Here is a 15,389-nt window from a genome sequence, read left to right as displayed (position 1 = left end):
GCTGCCCCGCTCGCCCGCCCGCTCCCCAGACGGCGGCCCGAGCCATCGCGCCCATGTCCGAGGAGATGCGCGAGCGGGACAGCCGCCTCAATTGAAGCTGCCTACCTTTGGCCGGGAGCCGTTGAGGCATCGGCCCCCTTGGCACCGCACTCCGCGGTCCCAAGTTTGTCGGTATCGCGCCGACCCCACCACGTGCCTGGTGGTGACATCCCGAGGGGGAGGGCTTCATGGCGGAGGGCTACGAACAGGTGGGACCCTCACTCGAAGGCGCGCGCCCCGGACGGCGGTTGGGTGGCCGGTTCGAGTTGCTGCAGCGCATGAAGCAGGGCCGGGGCATCACCACGTGGCTGGGCATGGACCTGGACACGGGGGCGCAGCTCATCGTCAAGACCACGCCCCTGGCCACGCTCGTGTCCACGTCCCGGCGTCGGCTGGAGCACGAGGCCCGGGTGCTGCGCTCGCTCACCCACCCCCACCTGGTGCCCGTGCTGGCGTTCGGGACGAGTGACGACCTGCTCTTCCTGGCCACGCCCTTCATCCAGGGGCGCTCGCTGCAAGAGCGGCTCGCCAGCGGCACCCTGTCGGTGCCCGAGGCGCTCGCCATGGGCCAGTGCGTGCTGGCCGCGCTCGCCGAGGCGCATGCCCACGGGGTACTGCACCGCGACGTGAAGCCCTCCAACATCGTCGTGCAGGGCTACCCCACCGTCACGCACGCGACGCTGGTGGACTTCGGCCTGGCGCGCAGCGAGCGGTTGGATCCCTCCCTGCGCGACCTGCCCGTGGGCACCGCGCGCTACCTGTCGCCCGAGCAGGCCGGGCTGCTCAACCGCCCCGTGGAGGCGACCTCGGACCTGTACGCCCTGGGCGCCGTGCTCTTCGAGGCGCTCGCCGGCCACCCCGCCTTCGACGGCGCGTCCGTGGGCGAGGTGCTGCGCCAGCACCTCACCCCGCGCCCGCGCCTGCGCACCACCGGCGTGGAGGTGCCCCGCGCGCTGGAGGAGGTCGTCGCCCGGCTGCTCCAGACGGACCCCCCGGATCGCTACCAGTCGGCCGACTCGGCGCGCGAGGACCTGCGGGCCATCGAGCTGGCGCTGGCCCGGGGTGAGCAGGATCCGGAGCTGGTGGCGGGCGCGCACGACACCCGCCACAGCCTCACCGAGCCGTCCTTCGTGGGGCGGCAGGAGGAGCTGGCCCTGCTCGAGCGCGAGCTGGAGCGCGCCCGGGCCGAGCCGGGCCGGCTGCTCGTGGTGGAGGCCGAGAGCGGCGGCGGCAAGAGCCGGCTGTTGGAGGAGTTCGCCTCGCGCGCCCGCCAGCACCGGGCGTGGCTGCTGCAGGGCCAGGCCGTGGCCCACTCCGCGCAGCGCCCCTTCCAGCTCTTCGGGGACGTGGCCGCGGGCATCGCCGCGGCGGCGCGGGAGCGGCCCGAGGTGGCCGAGCGCCTGCGTGAACGGCTGCGCGAGCAGGCGGTGGCGGTGTGCACCGTGCTGCCACAGCTCGGGCCCGTGCTGCGGCCGGAGCAGCAGAACCTGGGGCCGGACTCCCTGGGCGAGAGCCGCGGCATCGCCGCCCTGACGGCCCTGCTCGGCGCGCTGGGCACGGACAGCGAGCCCGCGCTGGTGCTGCTCGACGACTGCCAGTGGATGGATGAGCCCACGCTCAAGGCGCTGGAGGGCTGGCGGCAGTCGCGCCGCGCCGGCCTGGGCCACATCCTGATCGTGCTGTCCTTCCGCGGGGACGAGGTGGGCGAGGGCCACCTCCTGCGCAAGCTCCACCCCGACGCGCACCTGCGCCTCAAGGCCTTCGGGCCGGACGACCTCACGCGCATGATGGAGTCCATGGCGGGCCCCCTGCCGCGCGAGGCCACCGAGCTCGTGGTGCGCCTGTCCGAGGGCAACCCCTTCATGGCCTCGGCGGTGATGCACGGGCTGGTGGAGGACGGCGCGCTGGCGCCGGGGCCCGGGGGCTGGACGGTGCGGCCCGCGGCCATGGCGCACGTGCGCTCCTCGCGCCAGGCCGCCGCCTTCCTCGTGCGTCGGCTCAAGCTGTTGCCCGAGGAGTCGCTGCGCCTGCTGTCCGTGGGCGCCCTCTTGGGCAAGCGCTTCGATCTGGAGCGCGTCGCGGCGCTCTCGGGCACCCCGCGCGATCAGGTGGTGGCGGCGCTGGTGGAGCCCCAGCACCGGCACATGCTGTGGGCCGGCCAGGCGGGCCACTACACCTTCGTGCACGACAAGCTGCGCGAGGCGCTGCTCGGCCTCCTGGAGCCGGAGACCCGCCGGGAGCTGCACCGCCTGGCGGCGCGCACCTTCGAGGCCCGGGACGAGGCGGACGCCTTCGAGCTGGCCTACCACTACGACGCCGCGGGCGAGCACGCCCAGGCCCTGCCCCACGCGATGGTGGCCGCCGAGCGCGCCCGCATGCAGTTCGCCCTGGAGTCCGCCGAGCTCAACTACCGCATCGCCGAGCGGGGCGCGGCCGAGGCCGACGCCAGCACGCGCTTTCGCATCGCCGCGGGGCTCGGGGACGTGCTCATGCTGCGCGGCCGCTACGACGCCGCCCAGCAGCAGCTCGAGCGCGCCCAACAGCTCGCCTTCAACCGCCTGGAGCAGGCGCGCATCTCCTCCAAGCTCGGCGAGCTCGAGTTCAAGCGCGGCAACATGGCCGAGAGCAACGCCGCCAACGAGCAGGGCCTGGAGCTGCTGCAGCGCTGGGTGCCCCGCCACAACCTCACCTACGGCCTGCGCGCCGTGTGGGAGCTCGTCGTCCAGGCGGGCCACACGCTCATGCCCCAGCGCCTCGCGCGCCGCGGCATGGAGCACGCCGAGGAGGACCTGCTCGCGGTCCACTTCTACAACCGGCTCACCTACGGCTATTGGTACAAGCGCGGCCCCATCCCCACGTTCTGGGCCCACCTGCGAGAGGTCAACGTGGCCGAGCGCTACCCGCCCACTCCCGAGCTGGCCCAGGCCTACTCCACACACTCGCCGGTGATGACGCAGGTGCCGTGGTTCTCGCGCGCCATCGCCTACCTGGAGAAGTCCCTCGCCATGCGCCGCAGTTGGGGCGACACCTGGGGCCAGGGCCAGACGCTGCACTTCTACTCGCTCGCGCTCTACGCCTCCGGCCGCTACGAGGAGAGCATCGACAAGGCGCGCGAGGGCATGCGCCTGCTCACCCGCACCGGTGACAAGTGGGAGATGCACAACGCCCACTACCACGAGGCCATGAGCCTCTACCGCCTGGGGCGGCTGCGCGAGGCGGAGGCCTCCAGCCAGCGGCTGCACGCCTCCGCCGTGGCCATCGGGGACCGGTACGCCGCGCGGCTCGCGCTGGAGGTGTGGGGCAAGGCGTCCGTGGGCCGCATCGCCCCGGAGCTCCTGCGCGACGCCCTCACCGACCCGGGCATCGACACCCAGACGCACGCGGGCCTGCTCCAGGCCGAGGCCCTGCGCCAGCTGCGCGAGGACGACCGCGAGGGCGCCGTGGCCACGCTGGAGCGGGCGCACCGCCTGGTGGAGAAGGCCCGCCTGCGCAACGAGTACGTCACGCCCGTGGGGCCCTGGTACATCACCGCCCTGCGCCTGCTCGCCGAGCGCGTCTCCCCGCTCGCGCCCCAGCGGCGCGCCGCCCTGCTCAAGCAGGCCCGCCACGTGGCCCGCAAGGCCCGCTCCTCCGCGGAGGCCTTCCAGAACAACCTCGTGCACCTGCTGCGCGAGCGGGGCCTCCTGGAGGCCATGGACGGCCACCCCCGCCGCGCCCGCCGGCTGCTCGAGCAGGCCCTGCGCCTGGCGGAGTCCTTGAAGATGGAGCACGAGCACGCCCAGACGCTGCTCGCGCGCGGCGAGGTGGGGCAGGCGTGGGGCTGGCCCGACGCCCCCGAGGATCTGGAGACGGCGCGGCGGCGGTTGCAGGAGCTGGAGCAGGGCCTGGGCACGGACGCCACCGCCCCCACACGGGCCCCCGAGCGCCTGGAGACGCTGTCGCTCGTGGATCGCTTCCCGCGCGTGCTGGACGCCGGGCGGCGCATCGCCTCCGCGCTCACGGGCGAGGCGGTGTTCGAGTCCGTGCGCGAGTCCATGATGGAGCTGCTGCGGCCCGAGCACTGCGTGGTGTTCGAGCCGCGCACGCTCCTGCCCGAGGAGGAGCTGACGGCCGAGGGCGTGAGCCGCACCGCCGTGCGCCGGGTGCTGGAGTCGGGCAAGCCCGTGCTCATGGGCCAGGGCATGCCCGGGGGCGTGAGCGAGAGCCTGGAGCTGCTCGGGGTGCGCTCGCTCTTGTGCGCCCCCATCCAGGTGCGCGGCCGGACGGTGGCGTGCGTGTGCGCCACCCACCGGCAGGTGGGCGAGCTGTTCGGCGAGGACGAGGAGCGCCTGGCCTCCTTCGTCTGCATCCTCGCCGGCACCGCGCTGGAGAACGCCGAGGGCTTCGAGCGCATGGCCGCCCTCTCCGAGGAGCAGGGTCGGCTCTATCGCGAGGAGCAGGAGGCGGTGCGGCGCCGCGACGACTTCCTGTCCATCGCCGCGCACGAGCTCAAGACGCCGCTCACCTCGCTGCAACTGCACCTGCAGGGCCTGCTCAACCAGACGCGGCCGGGCGCCAAGGAGCTACCGCCCGAGCGGCTCGCCACCCGGCTTGAGTCCGCCAACCTGCAGACGCAGCGCATGGGCAAGCTCGTCAACGAGCTGCTGGACATCTCCCGCATCGCCCAGGGCCAGCTGCTCGCGGAGCTGGAGCCCGTGGACCTGGTGCAGGTGGTGCGCGGCGTGGCCGAGCGCTCCCGCGAGAGCCTCACGCGCGCCGAGTGCGAGCTCACCCTGGAGCTGGCGCCCGCGCTGGTGGGCCGCTGGGATGCCACGCGCCTGGAGCAGGTGGTGCTCAACCTGCTCACCAACGCCATGAAGTACGGCGCGGGCCGGCCCATCACCGTCACCGTGGACGGGGACGCCACGCACGCGCGGCTCGAGGTGCGCGACCAGGGCATCGGCATCGCCCAGGAGGACACCGAGCGCATCTTCGAGCGCTTCGAGCGCGCCGTGTCCGTGCGCCACTACGGCGGCTTCGGCATCGGGTTGTGGATCGTCCGGGAGATCGTCCAGGCGCTGGGCGGCAACATCGAGGTGCGCAGCGCGCCGGGGCAGGGCGCGGCCTTCACCGTGCTCCTGCCCCTGCAGGGCCCGAGGGACCCGGGCGCTCAGCGCCGCTCCAGCTCCAGATAGATGACGTGGCCCACGCTGTCGCGAAACAGGTTCATCGCGCCCACCTGCTTGGGATCGATGCCCTGGGCGAGGCCCCGCATCTCGGCCTCGTCCCGGTAGACGAGCCACCAGTCCATGAAGGCCTCCAGGTAGCCGGCGTCCGGCGTGCTCAGGGCGAAGTTGGCGATCACCAGCCGCCCTCCCGGCCGCAGCATGTGGAAGAGCCGCTGGGTGAGCCGCTGCGCGGTGCACTGCGACAGGTAGTCGTACAGGCCCGCCGTGTAGATGAGATCCTGCGGCTCGAACACGGTGCGCCCGAGCACGATGGAGCGCACGGTGTCACACACCGGGCGCACCACGCCCCCGACGTGCCGCCGCGCCACCTCGTCCAGGCTCGCCTGGTCCTGATCCACCGCGAGGAACTGGCCCACCCGGCGCTCGGCCACGGCGCGTGACAGCTCCGCCTCGCGCAGGTGCCCACAGGCGATGGACAGCACCTTCGGCTGTTTCACCCGCTCGGCGATGGTGTCGATCTCCCGCGCCAGGATGAGCCGCCGCTCGCGCACGCTCTGGGGGCCCGTCTGCTCGAAGAGGAAGCGGTAGATGGCCTGGCCCAGCGGGGGCGCGCCCGTGAGCCGCGGCTCGTACACGTAGTCGATGAGGTCCGCGTCCCCGGCATACCCCCGGGGCCGCTCGTAGCTGTGGCGCGAGTAGGGACACTGGTGCAACAGCTCGCGCAGGGGATGGGCCCGCGTGGACTCCAGGCAGAACACGTGCCACTCCTCGCGGTCACACTTGCGGCGCAGCCAATGCAGCCCCTGGTACAGGGCCGCCATGTCCTCCTCGACCCGGCCCGAGCGCAGGCGCTCGTGGATGCCCTTGAGCCACGAGTCCGCCTGGAGAAACGCGTCACTGCGCTCCACCCAATCCATCACGGGAGCCGCCAATTCGTTTCGCACATGACAGGACTCACCAAGGCCTGCGGGGTGTTTCAAGATGAGGGAGGGATCGTCCATGCCCCGCACAACGGGAAGCGCCCGGCATTCCGTTCCCCGTGGGAAAGGTTCGCGTGTGGCCCTCGCTCCGCCGCCCGGAGACCAGCGGCTCGGCCTCCTCATGCGGGCGACAGCTGACCCGCCGAGCGCTTGCCGGCGATGAACGCGGCCATGCGCTCGATGGTGTCCAGGTTCTCCGGCCCCGCCTCCTCGTCATCCACGGTGATGCCGAACTCGCTCTCCAAGTAGAGGATGAGCTCGAGCGTGTCCGTGGAATCCATCATCCCGGATGCGAGCAGCGAGGTGCCGTCGGACAGCGAGGCCTGCTCATTGCGCAGGAAGGTCGTCCGGATGAACCGGCGCAACTGGTTCTTCGTCTCCGTTTCCATGTTCCCTGGAACCTGCGAGCCCACCTCGCGCCATCCCGGCGCGGCGCACATCTCCAGGAGACCTACCCCGCCCCACATGGGCGAGCGGAGGGACTCAGAGGGCGGCGCTGGGCGCGGCAACGGGCTCGGCGATGGGCTCGGCGCCCAGGCCGTGGGAGGCGAGCACCCGGCGCAAGTCCGAGGCGAGCGCGAGCACGGGCTTCACGGTGCAGCCGGTGACGAGTTCGATCTCCCCGAGCAGCTCGAAGTTGTCCGGCTCGCTGGTGGCCACGTAGACGAGGCCCTGCCCCTCCTCACTCCATTGGATGCGCAGGGGACAGACCTTGAGGCGCCGCAGCACCGCCTCCGGCATGCACTTGAGCAGGGCCCGGGGCACGCGCTCCAGGCCCTCGCGGCGCACGAAGGGCAATTGCAGGTGCTGGGACAGCGTGGTGAGCGTCTGCTCGGGTGTGAGCAGGCCCAGGGCCACCGCCGCCTCGCCCAACCGGCATCCGTGCCGCCGATGGTAGGCCACCGCCTGATCCACCTGGGCCGCCGACAGCAGCCCGCTCGCCACCCACAACTCACCCAGCCGCATCTCCCACACGCCGCACCTCGTCCCCGCTCGACGCCACGCCCCGCCCCGCTCCCGCCCCATCCCACCCCAACTGCATGCGCGAGGCGTGCCAGAGCCGGAGACCATGGATTCCGAGGGCTTGGCGGGCCTGCCCCCGGAAGGCCGGCCCGAGTGGTGGAAAAATTTCAGAGGGGGTGACGCGCCTTTCTCCCGGGGAGCGGGGTGGGTCGGGATGTCGACGAGGGCCCGGTGGGCGCTAGAGTGCGCTACCCCCGGAGCACCGAACCCCGCATGCCCTTTCAGATCACCGTCCACGAGGCGGACCGCATCATCGACGTCGTCTATCCCCCGCAGCCCAGCGCGGAGGACGTGGAGGACTACCTCAAGCGCATTCGCGAGACGATCCTGCGCGTGGGCAGCCCCTGGAGCGCGCTGGTGGACCAGGCCCACCTCCGGGTGATGCCGCCGGACATGGTGGCCACCATGGCCAGCCTCAACGCCTTCGCGCAGCACCACGGCATGAAGCGCTCGGCGCGCGTGGTGACGGACCCGGCCAGCGGCCTGCAGGCCTGGCGCATGACCAAGCGCGCCCTGCTCACCATCCCCACCCAGACCTTCGAGACGCGCGAGGCGGCCCTCGCCTGGCTGCGCAATCCCGAGCACGACTGAGCCGCCTTCCCGCCGCTTTTGAACGGGCGGGGGCCCCCCTCAAGCTCCGGAAGGCTTGACAGCCCCGGGGGCGGGATCTAACGCGGGGGGCCATGAACACGCCCGTCTTCCCCTCGCCGTCCACGCCGGTGTCCATCGACGGCCCGCCGAAGGTCCTGCTGCTGGAGAACATCCACTCGTCCGCCGCGGAGATGTTCGCCGCGGAGGGCTTCCTGGTGGAGCGGCTCAAGGGCGCGCTCAAGCCCGACGAGCTGGAGGAGCGCATCCAGGGCGTGCACGTGCTGGGCATCCGCAGCAAGACGACCATCCACGCGGAGGCGCTGGCCAAGGCGCCGCAGCTGCTCGCGGTGGGCTGCTTCTGCATCGGCACCAACCAGGTGGACCTGGCGTCGGCCAACCGCCACGGCACGCCCGTGTTCAACGCGCCCTTCAGCAACACGCGCAGCGTGGCGGAGCTCGTCATCGCGGAGATCATCATGCTCAGCCGCCAGCTGGGCGATCGCAACCGCGAGGTGCACACGGGCCAGTGGCGCAAGGTGTCCGTGGGCAGCTACGAGGTGCGCGGCAAGACGCTGGGCATCGTGGGCTACGGGCACATCGGCTCGCAGCTGGGCGTGCTCGCCGAGTCCATGGGCATGCGCGTGCTCTTCTACGACGTGGCGACGAAGCTGCCCCTGGGCAACACGCGCGCCACGGCGTCGCTCGAGGAGCTGCTCGGGGCGTCGGACTTCGTGACGCTGCACGTGCCGGCCACGCCCGCCACGGAGAAGATGATGGGCACCGCGGAGCTGGCGCGCATGAAGAAGGGCGCCTTCCTCATCAACGCGAGCCGGGGCACGGTGGTGGACATCGAGGCGCTGGCCAACGCCCTGCGCTCGGGCCACGTGGGCGGCGCCGCGGTGGACGTCTACCCGGAGGAGCCGGAGACGAACAGCGACGGCTTCATCTCGGCGCTGCAGGGCCTGTCCAACGTCATCCTCACGCCCCACATCGGCGGCTCCACCGAGGAGGCCCAGGCCTCCATCGGCAAGGAGGTGGCCACCTCGCTCATCAAGCTGGTGAAGACGGGCGCCACCACGGGCGCGGTGAACTTCCCCCAGGTGGAGGCGCCGCTCATCCCCAAGACGCACCGCATCCTCAACGTGCACCGCAACACGCCGGGCGTGCTTCGCGACATCAACCGCATCGTCTCGGACCTCAACGCCAACATCCACGCGCAGGTGCTGAGCACGGACGCCCACATCGGCTACCTGGTGATGGACCTGGACCAGGACGTGGTCAACCCCGTGTGCCAGGCCATCGCCGGCCTCAAGACGGACATCAAGACGCGCATCGTCTTCTGAGCCGTGCGTACCTCCGGGCCGGAGCCCTCACTCCGGCTCGGGGGACTCGGAGAACCAGAAGCGCTTGAGCTCCAGTTCCAATGCGTCGAAGGGCTCGGCGCGCACCCGCGCGTCGCCGCTCCAGGCGCCGCGCTCCAGCCACGGGTCCTCGTGCCGGCGCAGCACCTCCAGCGTGCGCGCCACCGGGTCCACGAGCCAGACGTACTCGACCCCCTCCCGCGCGTAGAACCGCTTCTTGAGCGTCCGGTCGATGCGCGCCGTCGAGGGGGACAGCACCTCGCAGACCCAGTCCGGGGCCAGGGTGAAGTTCGGCACGGGCCGCCGCACGGGCATGCGGGAGCGCCGCCAGCCCGCCAGGTCCGGCACCACCACGTCCGGCCCCAGTCGTAATTCCGGCTCGGCGAAGAACCACCAGCCCTCCGGCCCGGGGCGGTCTCGCTGGAAGGGGCCGCCCAATGCCCCCGCCAGCGCGAAGTTGGCGGCCGAGTGCGGGCTCGCGGGCCGGGGCGAGACGATCAACTGGCCCGCCAGGATCTCCCCCACCACATGGGGAGGGAGCGCCTCCAGCCGCGCGAGCAGCGCCTCATCGGGTCCAGGCGGTGTGACCTTCGTTGTGCTGCCCCACCCCATCATGTGTCCTCCCCGCGTTCATGCCCGCTCCCGGAAGGTTACTTCCGAGGTCTGACAGGGGCAACTGACCGCAGAGGACACCTCGGGCTCACACGTCGAGGATCTTCCCCGGGTTGAGGATGTTGTGCGGATCCAGGGCGCGCTTGAGGGTGCGCAGCATGTCCAGCTCCCCGCTGGAGCGGGAGAAGGACAGGTAGTCCTTCTTGAGCAGGCCGATGCCGTGCTCGGCCGAGATGCTGCCGCCGTGCTTGCGCACCAGCTCGAAGATGGCCGGGTCCGCCTGCTTGGTGTGGGCGAGGAACTCGGACTTCTCCATGCCCTCGGGCTTCATGATGTTGATGTGCAGGTTGCCGTCCCCGATGTGGCCGAACAGGGCGATCTCCCAGTCCGGGTAGCGCTCGCGGAACACGGCGTCGAGCTCCGCGCAGAACGCCTCCAGGTGGGCCACCGGCAGGGACACGTCGTTCTTGTGCGGCAGGCCCGTGGCCGACAGGCTCTCGCTGATGCTCTCGCGCAGGGCCCACAGCTCGCTCGCCTGGGAGGGGCTCTGCGCGAGCGTGCCGTCCGTCACCAGCCCCTGCTCGAAGAGCGAGCCCAGCCAGTTCTCCACCTCGGTGGCATCGCGCGCCTCGGCCTCCACCAGCACGTAGCAGCCGCTGGGCCCCTCGAAGGGCGAGCGCAGCTTGCGGTGGCGCTGCACGCGCGCCAGGCACTTGTCGGTGAAGAACTCGTAGGCGCTGAGCACCAGCGGCGCGCGGCGGGCGTCGCGAAACAGGCGCAAGACCCCGGCCACGTCCGGCACCGCGAAGAGGAACACCTCCTGCTTGCCGGGCAGGGGCGTGAGCTTGAGCGTGGCCTCGGTGATGATGCCCAGCGTGCCCTCGCTGCCGATGAAGAGCTGGCGCAGGTCCGCGCCCGTGTTGTTCTTCTCCAGCGCGCCGTTGAGCTCCAGCACCTGGCCCTGGGCCGTCACCACCTGCAGGCCCAGCACCCAGTTGCGCGTGAGCCCGTAGCGGATGACCTTCACGCCGCCCGCGTTGGTGGCGATGTTGCCGCCCACCTGGCTGGAGCCCTTGGAGGCGAAGTCCACCGGCCACGTGAGGCCGTGCTCGGCGCAGTGCTGGTGCACCGCCTCCGTCACCGCGCCCGCCTGCACCCGCACCGTGTTACCCAGGAGCTCCACCGGCTCCATGCGCGTCATGCGCCGCAGGGACAGCACCAGCTCGCCCCGCGCGGCCACCGCGCCCGCCGCCAGTCCCGTGCGCCCGCCCGAGGGCACCACCGGCACCCGGTGCGCGTCACACAGGGCCAGCAGGCGCGCCACCTCGTCCGTGGTGCGGGGAAAGGCCACCGCGCAGGGCGCGGCCGCGTGGACCCGGGTCCAGTCGCGCCCGTACTCCTGGAGCTCGCTCAAGTCACGGGTGAGGAAGTCCGCCGGGAATCCTTCGGCAACGGCACGCAGGAACGCTTCGGGGAGCACATCGGCCATGGGGAGCACCTAGTGCAGCACGCCCCCCATGGCAAGCCAGCGCTCGGGCAAGGGAGCACTGCTCCAAGGGAACACGGCTCAATGTGTCGGCCCGGCGTCCTCCGGGGCCGCCTCGGGTAGGGAAGACTCCGCCGACGTGGGTGTGCCCGAGGGCGCGGGCTCCTCGGAGGCCGCGGGGAGCACGCCCGCGTCCGGCGCGTGTCCGGCATCGTGTCCGGCATCCACTGCGGGCGCCGGGCCCGCGTCCTCCATGGGGGCGGGACCCGCGTCGGGGACGGGCGCGGCGACGGCGGGGGCGGTCTCCGGCACGGGCTCGGGCGCGGGCGTGGCCTCGACGACCTCCGCGGGCGCGTCCCGCACCACGCGCTGGAGCTGGAGCAGGGCCTGGTCCAGGTCCCGGCCCAGCCGCGCTTCGATCCACGGCACCAGGTAATGAAGGAAGGGGTTGCCGCCCACATCCCCCGAGTCCACCCACGTCACCCAGGTGCCATCCTCCGAGGAGGCGAAGGCGATGGTGCCCTGGGCGAGGAACCGGCCCCCGTCGAGCGACACGTCATAGGCCACGCCCGTCTCGGGGTCCGCCCGGGTGAGCACGAGCGAGCCCCGCCCCACCCGCTCGCCGCTCCAGCTGCGCACGGCGCCCGGGCCGGCCTGGCTGCCGAAGGCCCACTGCGCCTCCGGGTACGCCGCCTCCTGCCAGGGCGTCCACTCGCGCCACCGCTTCGGGTCCGCCACGTGGGGGTACACCCGCCCGGTCGGCGCGCGCAGCAGGGTCGTGCGCTCGACCCGGTAGGTCGACGGCAACACGAGGCCCACCACGAGCACGCCGCCGAACACGCCTCCGCTGGAGATGAGGATCTTCTTGAGCATCACGCGATTCCGGGGCGCAGCCGCCGCCTGGGGGCCGTCACCCTAGCAGACCCCTTCTCTCCTGGGCCCGGCTCGCGAACAATCGGGGCGATGACGCCCCCTCCACGCGCCGGCAAGGGCCGGGCACGGAACACATGCCTCTTGCCCGTGTTGCTCACCCTACTGACGCCAGGCCCCGGGGCCTGGGCCCAGGAGACCCCGGACGCGCCGCGAGAAGCGGGCGTCCCCGCGCCCACGAGCGTGCCCGCGCCCCCCACCGCCGTGGCCCTGGATGACGCCTCGCCCTGGTCGCCGCGCGTGGGACTGCGGCTGGCCCTGGGCGCCCCGGACGGCGTGGCCCTCGCGGCCCTGCTCCAGCCCCGCCCCTGGCTCCGAGTGCAGCTCGGGGGCGCGCGCAACAGCCTGGGCACCACCCTGCAGGCCGGCGTGGAGCTCTTGCCCATCCAGCTCGTCGTGTCACCCGTGGTGGGCCTGGGCTACGGCCATGCCTTCGCGCTGGACTACCCGGGACTGCTCTCCCGGCTCCACGGCACGCCCACCACCCCGGGCACGGCCCTGCGCAGCGTGGCCGCGGAGCAACTGAGCGCCACCGTGGGCCTGGAGTTCTCCCCCTGGCGTCCGGTGACCATCTCCGGGGGGCTGGGCGTCGGCTACTGGTTCATCCGCGTCACGGACACCCCGGCCTTCATCCGCGAGGCCGGGGAGGATCCGACCATCACCTCCACGCCGCTGCGCCTGGGCCTGTCCACCCCGGTGGCCCGGCTGGCCGTCCTCCTCTACTTCAACTGACGAAAGCGGCCATGCCCCTTCCGACCCGCGCCCTGCTCCTGCTCACGGCCGTGCTGCTCGCTCCGGGCTGCCGGCGCATCGCCGATACCTTCTTCGTGGTGAACGCCGAGACGGACGAGCTCTGCAAGCGCGAGCCCGCGCTGACGTTCGTCCCCGACGGCACGGACACGCTCACACACACCGTCACCTTCCCGCTCGGACAGCTCGGCGCGGACCTGCCCCCGGGCTCGCTGGAGACCGAGCTGCGCCTGCGGCTGTTCGAGCTGGACGTGACGGGGGGCGACGCCACGCTGGACCTGAGCCAGATCGACACGGTGAAGGTGTCGCTGCGGCGCGTGGGCGCCACGGAGTTCATCCGCACGCTGCTCGAGTACGGCAACTCCTCGCAGGGCTTCTCCCCCACCCGGCTCACGCTCCGGGCGGTGGAGGCGGCGAGCGTGCCCCAACTGGCGCGCGACGAGCAGGTGGAGCTGGTGTTCGAGGCGCGCGGCCACCTGCCCACCCAGCCCTGGACGGTGGACCTCCAGGCCTGCGCGAGCCTGCGCGCCGAGGTCCACGCCTTCCAGTTCATCTACTGACGGGCGCTCTGGAGCACCCGCCGCGCCATCCAATCGCGGGCGCGGGCGCTGGGGTGGAGCAGGCCGTCGAAGTGGCCGGCCTCCACGCGCCGCACGAGCGCCAGGTCCTGGGCGATGAACGCCCCGGCGTCCCAGGGGAAGCTCCGGGGCGGGGGCAAGTCCTCGCTCTGGGCCGTGGAGGACGGGGCCACGTCCAGGTAGCGCGCGTAGGTGGCGAGGAAGCCATCCACGCTCGACGCCACGGGAATGGCGTACAGGGTCTCGTAGACGTCCACCCACACCACCGGCTGCGGACCGCCGGGCGCCTCGGCGAGCCACGGCACCGTGGCGTAGCAGTAGGCCAGCCGGTCGTCCTTGCCGAACACGAGCAGCGACGCGAAGGGCTCCTCCCAGTCCTGGCGCCAGTGCGCGTTGACCCGGTGCAGATCGGGCCGCCGCACGTGCCGCGCGGGGAAGAGGTACAGCTCGTCGTGGACCCACAGGTAGTTGGCGCGCGCGTGGATCGCCGCGAGCTGGGCGTCCAGGGGCTGTCCGGCCACGAGCGCGTCCGCCCCCGGGGCCACGGGCGGCTCGAGCTTCACGGGATGGGCCCGCGCGCGGCAGACCTCCAACAGGCGCTCCAGGCCGGGCAACGGACGGTGGGACGGCATGACGGGGGCTCCTCCTCCAGGGTGTCCTCGAAGGTGCGTGGCGACGTGTCCTTCGCGGTCACCTGACTGTAGATGACCGCGAAGGTCATGTCACGGATGTCGACCGAGGGCTCCCCCTCCGCCCGCCGCCCGTGGTAGGCACGCGCCCGCTATGGACTCCTCGCGGACCGCTCCCCGGATCCTCGTCGTCGGCTGTGGTGGCATCGGAGGCGTGGTGCTCTCGCGCCTCCTGGAAGCGGGCCACCCGGTGCATGCCGTGGCGCGCCGGGAGGCGATCGCCCAGGTGCTGCGCGAGCGGGGACCCCGCCTGCACGACGAGAAGGGCGAGCGCGCGGTGCCCGGAACGAACCTGGAGGTCTTCGTGCGGCCGCCGGAGCGGGGCACCTACGACTTCATCCTGCTGGCCACGCCGCCCACGGGCGTGGAGGAGGCGGTGCGGGACACGCGCCACCTGCTCGCGCCGGAGGGCGCCGTGGTCGTGTTGTCCAACGGACTGTGCGAGGAGCGGGTGGCCCGCGAGGTGGAGGCCGAGCGGGTCATCGGCGCCGTGGTGGCCTGGGGCGCCTCGTCCCCGGAGACGGGCGTCTACGTGCGCACGGCCACGGGCGGCATCGTGCTCGGCACGCTGCGCGGGGGCACGGACGCGCGCGTGGAGCGGCTGGCCGGGGTGCTGCGCGCCGTGTGCCCGGTGGAGCTCACCACCAACCTGCGCGGGGTGCGCTGGAGCAAGCTGGCCATCAACTGCGCCATCTCCTCGCTGGGCACGGTGGGAGGAGACCGGCTGGGGCCGCTCATGCGCCAGCGCTTCGTGCGCCGGCTGGGCCTGGAGGTCATCACCGAGGTGCTCCAGGTGGCGCGCGCCGAGGGGGTGACGCTGGAGAAGGTGGCCCCCACGCTGGAGCTGGAGTGGCTCGCGCTGGACGACGCGGAGCGGCGCGCGCGGGGCTCGCCCTCGCTCCTGCTCAAGCACGCGGTGCTGCTGGCCATCGGCACGCACTACCGCAAGATGCGCTCGTCCATGCTGGCGGCGATCGAGCGCGGGCGCGAGCCGGCCGTGGACTCGCTCAACGGCGAGGTGGTGCGCAAGGCCCAGGTCCACGGCATCGCGGTGCCGGTGAACACCTGCCTGTGGGAGACGGTGCACGCCCTGGGACGGCACGAGCTGAAGCCCGGCCTGGACACCCTGCGCGCCGTGTACGCGCGCACGCGGAGCCTCCCGGAGTGAGGAGCCGGACGCGG

Annotated in this window: 13 protein-coding genes; 6 read left to right on the top strand and 7 right to left on the bottom strand. The window is 72.5% G+C overall.

What is annotated here, in order from left to right:
- The first annotated feature begins 227 nt into the window (after positions 1 to 227).
- A complete protein-coding gene (locus tag I3V78_RS08595) occupies positions 228 to 5,213 on the top strand; it encodes an ATP-binding protein (protein ID WP_239576353.1) in 4,986 nt (1,661 codons plus the stop codon).
- Here I3V78_RS08595 and I3V78_RS08590 read toward each other — a convergent pair.
- The 3 genes from I3V78_RS08590 to I3V78_RS08580 all read right to left on the bottom strand — a co-directional run bounded on the left by I3V78_RS08590 (position 5,189) and on the right by I3V78_RS08580 (position 7,153).
- The gene (locus I3V78_RS08590; protein ID WP_338023499.1) at positions 5,189 to 6,151 is read right to left on the bottom strand and encodes a class I SAM-dependent methyltransferase; all 963 of its coding nucleotides are present in this window, start codon (positions 6,149 to 6,151) and stop codon (positions 5,189 to 5,191) included. The genes I3V78_RS08595 and I3V78_RS08590 overlap by 25 nt on opposite strands.
- Before the next feature lie 155 nt (positions 6,152 to 6,306).
- Positions 6,307 to 6,576 (bottom strand): acyl carrier protein, encoded by a 270-nt coding sequence (locus I3V78_RS39855; RefSeq protein ID WP_204485859.1) that lies wholly within the window; start codon positions 6,574 to 6,576, stop codon positions 6,307 to 6,309.
- Between the two features lie 94 nt (positions 6,577 to 6,670).
- The gene (locus I3V78_RS08580; RefSeq protein WP_239577439.1) at positions 6,671 to 7,153 is read right to left on the bottom strand and encodes a GspE/PulE/PilB domain-containing protein; all 483 of its coding nucleotides are present in this window, start codon (positions 7,151 to 7,153) and stop codon (positions 6,671 to 6,673) included.
- A gap of 270 nt (positions 7,154 to 7,423) precedes the next feature.
- On the opposite strand from I3V78_RS08580, the gene I3V78_RS08575 reads away from it, so the two are divergent.
- Both I3V78_RS08575 and serA read left to right on the top strand, forming a co-directional pair.
- Positions 7,424 to 7,801: a SpoIIAA family protein gene (locus I3V78_RS08575; protein WP_204485854.1), complete on the top strand. Its 378-nt coding sequence runs from the start codon at positions 7,424 to 7,426 to the stop codon at positions 7,799 to 7,801.
- 92 nt (positions 7,802 to 7,893) lie between these two features.
- Complete coding sequence (serA, locus tag I3V78_RS08570; RefSeq protein ID WP_204485850.1) at positions 7,894 to 9,144, top strand: phosphoglycerate dehydrogenase; 1,251 nt, start codon at positions 7,894 to 7,896, stop codon at positions 9,142 to 9,144.
- Between the two features lie 27 nt (positions 9,145 to 9,171).
- Here the strand turns inward: serA and I3V78_RS08565 are convergent, their stop codons facing one another.
- The 3 genes from I3V78_RS08565 to I3V78_RS08555 form a co-directional block, all read right to left on the bottom strand.
- Positions 9,172 to 9,774, bottom strand: a complete 603-nt coding sequence (locus I3V78_RS08565) for a Uma2 family endonuclease (RefSeq protein WP_420840449.1) — start codon at positions 9,772 to 9,774, stop codon at positions 9,172 to 9,174.
- A gap of 88 nt (positions 9,775 to 9,862) precedes the next feature.
- Complete coding sequence (locus I3V78_RS08560; protein ID WP_204485845.1) at positions 9,863 to 11,263, bottom strand: FAD-binding oxidoreductase; 1,401 nt, start codon at positions 11,261 to 11,263, stop codon at positions 9,863 to 9,865.
- 78 nt (positions 11,264 to 11,341) lie between these two features.
- A complete protein-coding gene (locus tag I3V78_RS08555) occupies positions 11,342 to 12,133 on the bottom strand; it encodes an SRPBCC family protein (protein WP_204485842.1) in 792 nt (263 codons plus the stop codon).
- A 141-nt stretch (positions 12,134 to 12,274) separates the two neighbouring features.
- On the opposite strand from I3V78_RS08555, the gene I3V78_RS08550 reads away from it, so the two are divergent.
- Both I3V78_RS08550 and I3V78_RS08545 read left to right on the top strand, forming a co-directional pair.
- A complete protein-coding gene (locus I3V78_RS08550; RefSeq protein WP_204485840.1) occupies positions 12,275 to 12,922 on the top strand; it encodes a hypothetical protein in 648 nt (215 codons plus the stop codon).
- Between the two features lie 11 nt (positions 12,923 to 12,933).
- Positions 12,934 to 13,500, top strand: coding sequence for a hypothetical protein (locus I3V78_RS08545; protein WP_204485837.1), 567 nt, complete (start codon positions 12,934 to 12,936; stop codon positions 13,498 to 13,500).
- Here the strand turns inward: I3V78_RS08545 and I3V78_RS08540 are convergent.
- Complete coding sequence (locus I3V78_RS08540) at positions 13,494 to 14,150, bottom strand: hypothetical protein (RefSeq protein ID WP_204485835.1); 657 nt, start codon at positions 14,148 to 14,150, stop codon at positions 13,494 to 13,496. The two genes, I3V78_RS08545 and I3V78_RS08540, sit on opposite strands and share 7 nt — an antisense overlap.
- Before the next feature lie 151 nt (positions 14,151 to 14,301).
- Here I3V78_RS08540 and I3V78_RS08535 point away from each other — a divergent pair, with 151 nt between their 5' ends.
- A complete protein-coding gene (locus I3V78_RS08535) occupies positions 14,302 to 15,375 on the top strand; it encodes a ketopantoate reductase family protein (RefSeq protein ID WP_204485833.1) in 1,074 nt (357 codons plus the stop codon).
- Positions 15,376 to 15,389 lie beyond the last annotated feature (14 nt).

The sequence above is a fragment of the Archangium primigenium genome (genome assembly GCF_016904885.1).
Lineage (GTDB): Bacteria > Myxococcota > Myxococcia > Myxococcales > Myxococcaceae > Cystobacter > Cystobacter primigenius.
The sequence above is the reverse complement of the archived record's forward strand: the minus strand, read 5'-3'. Positions and strand labels throughout refer to the sequence as shown.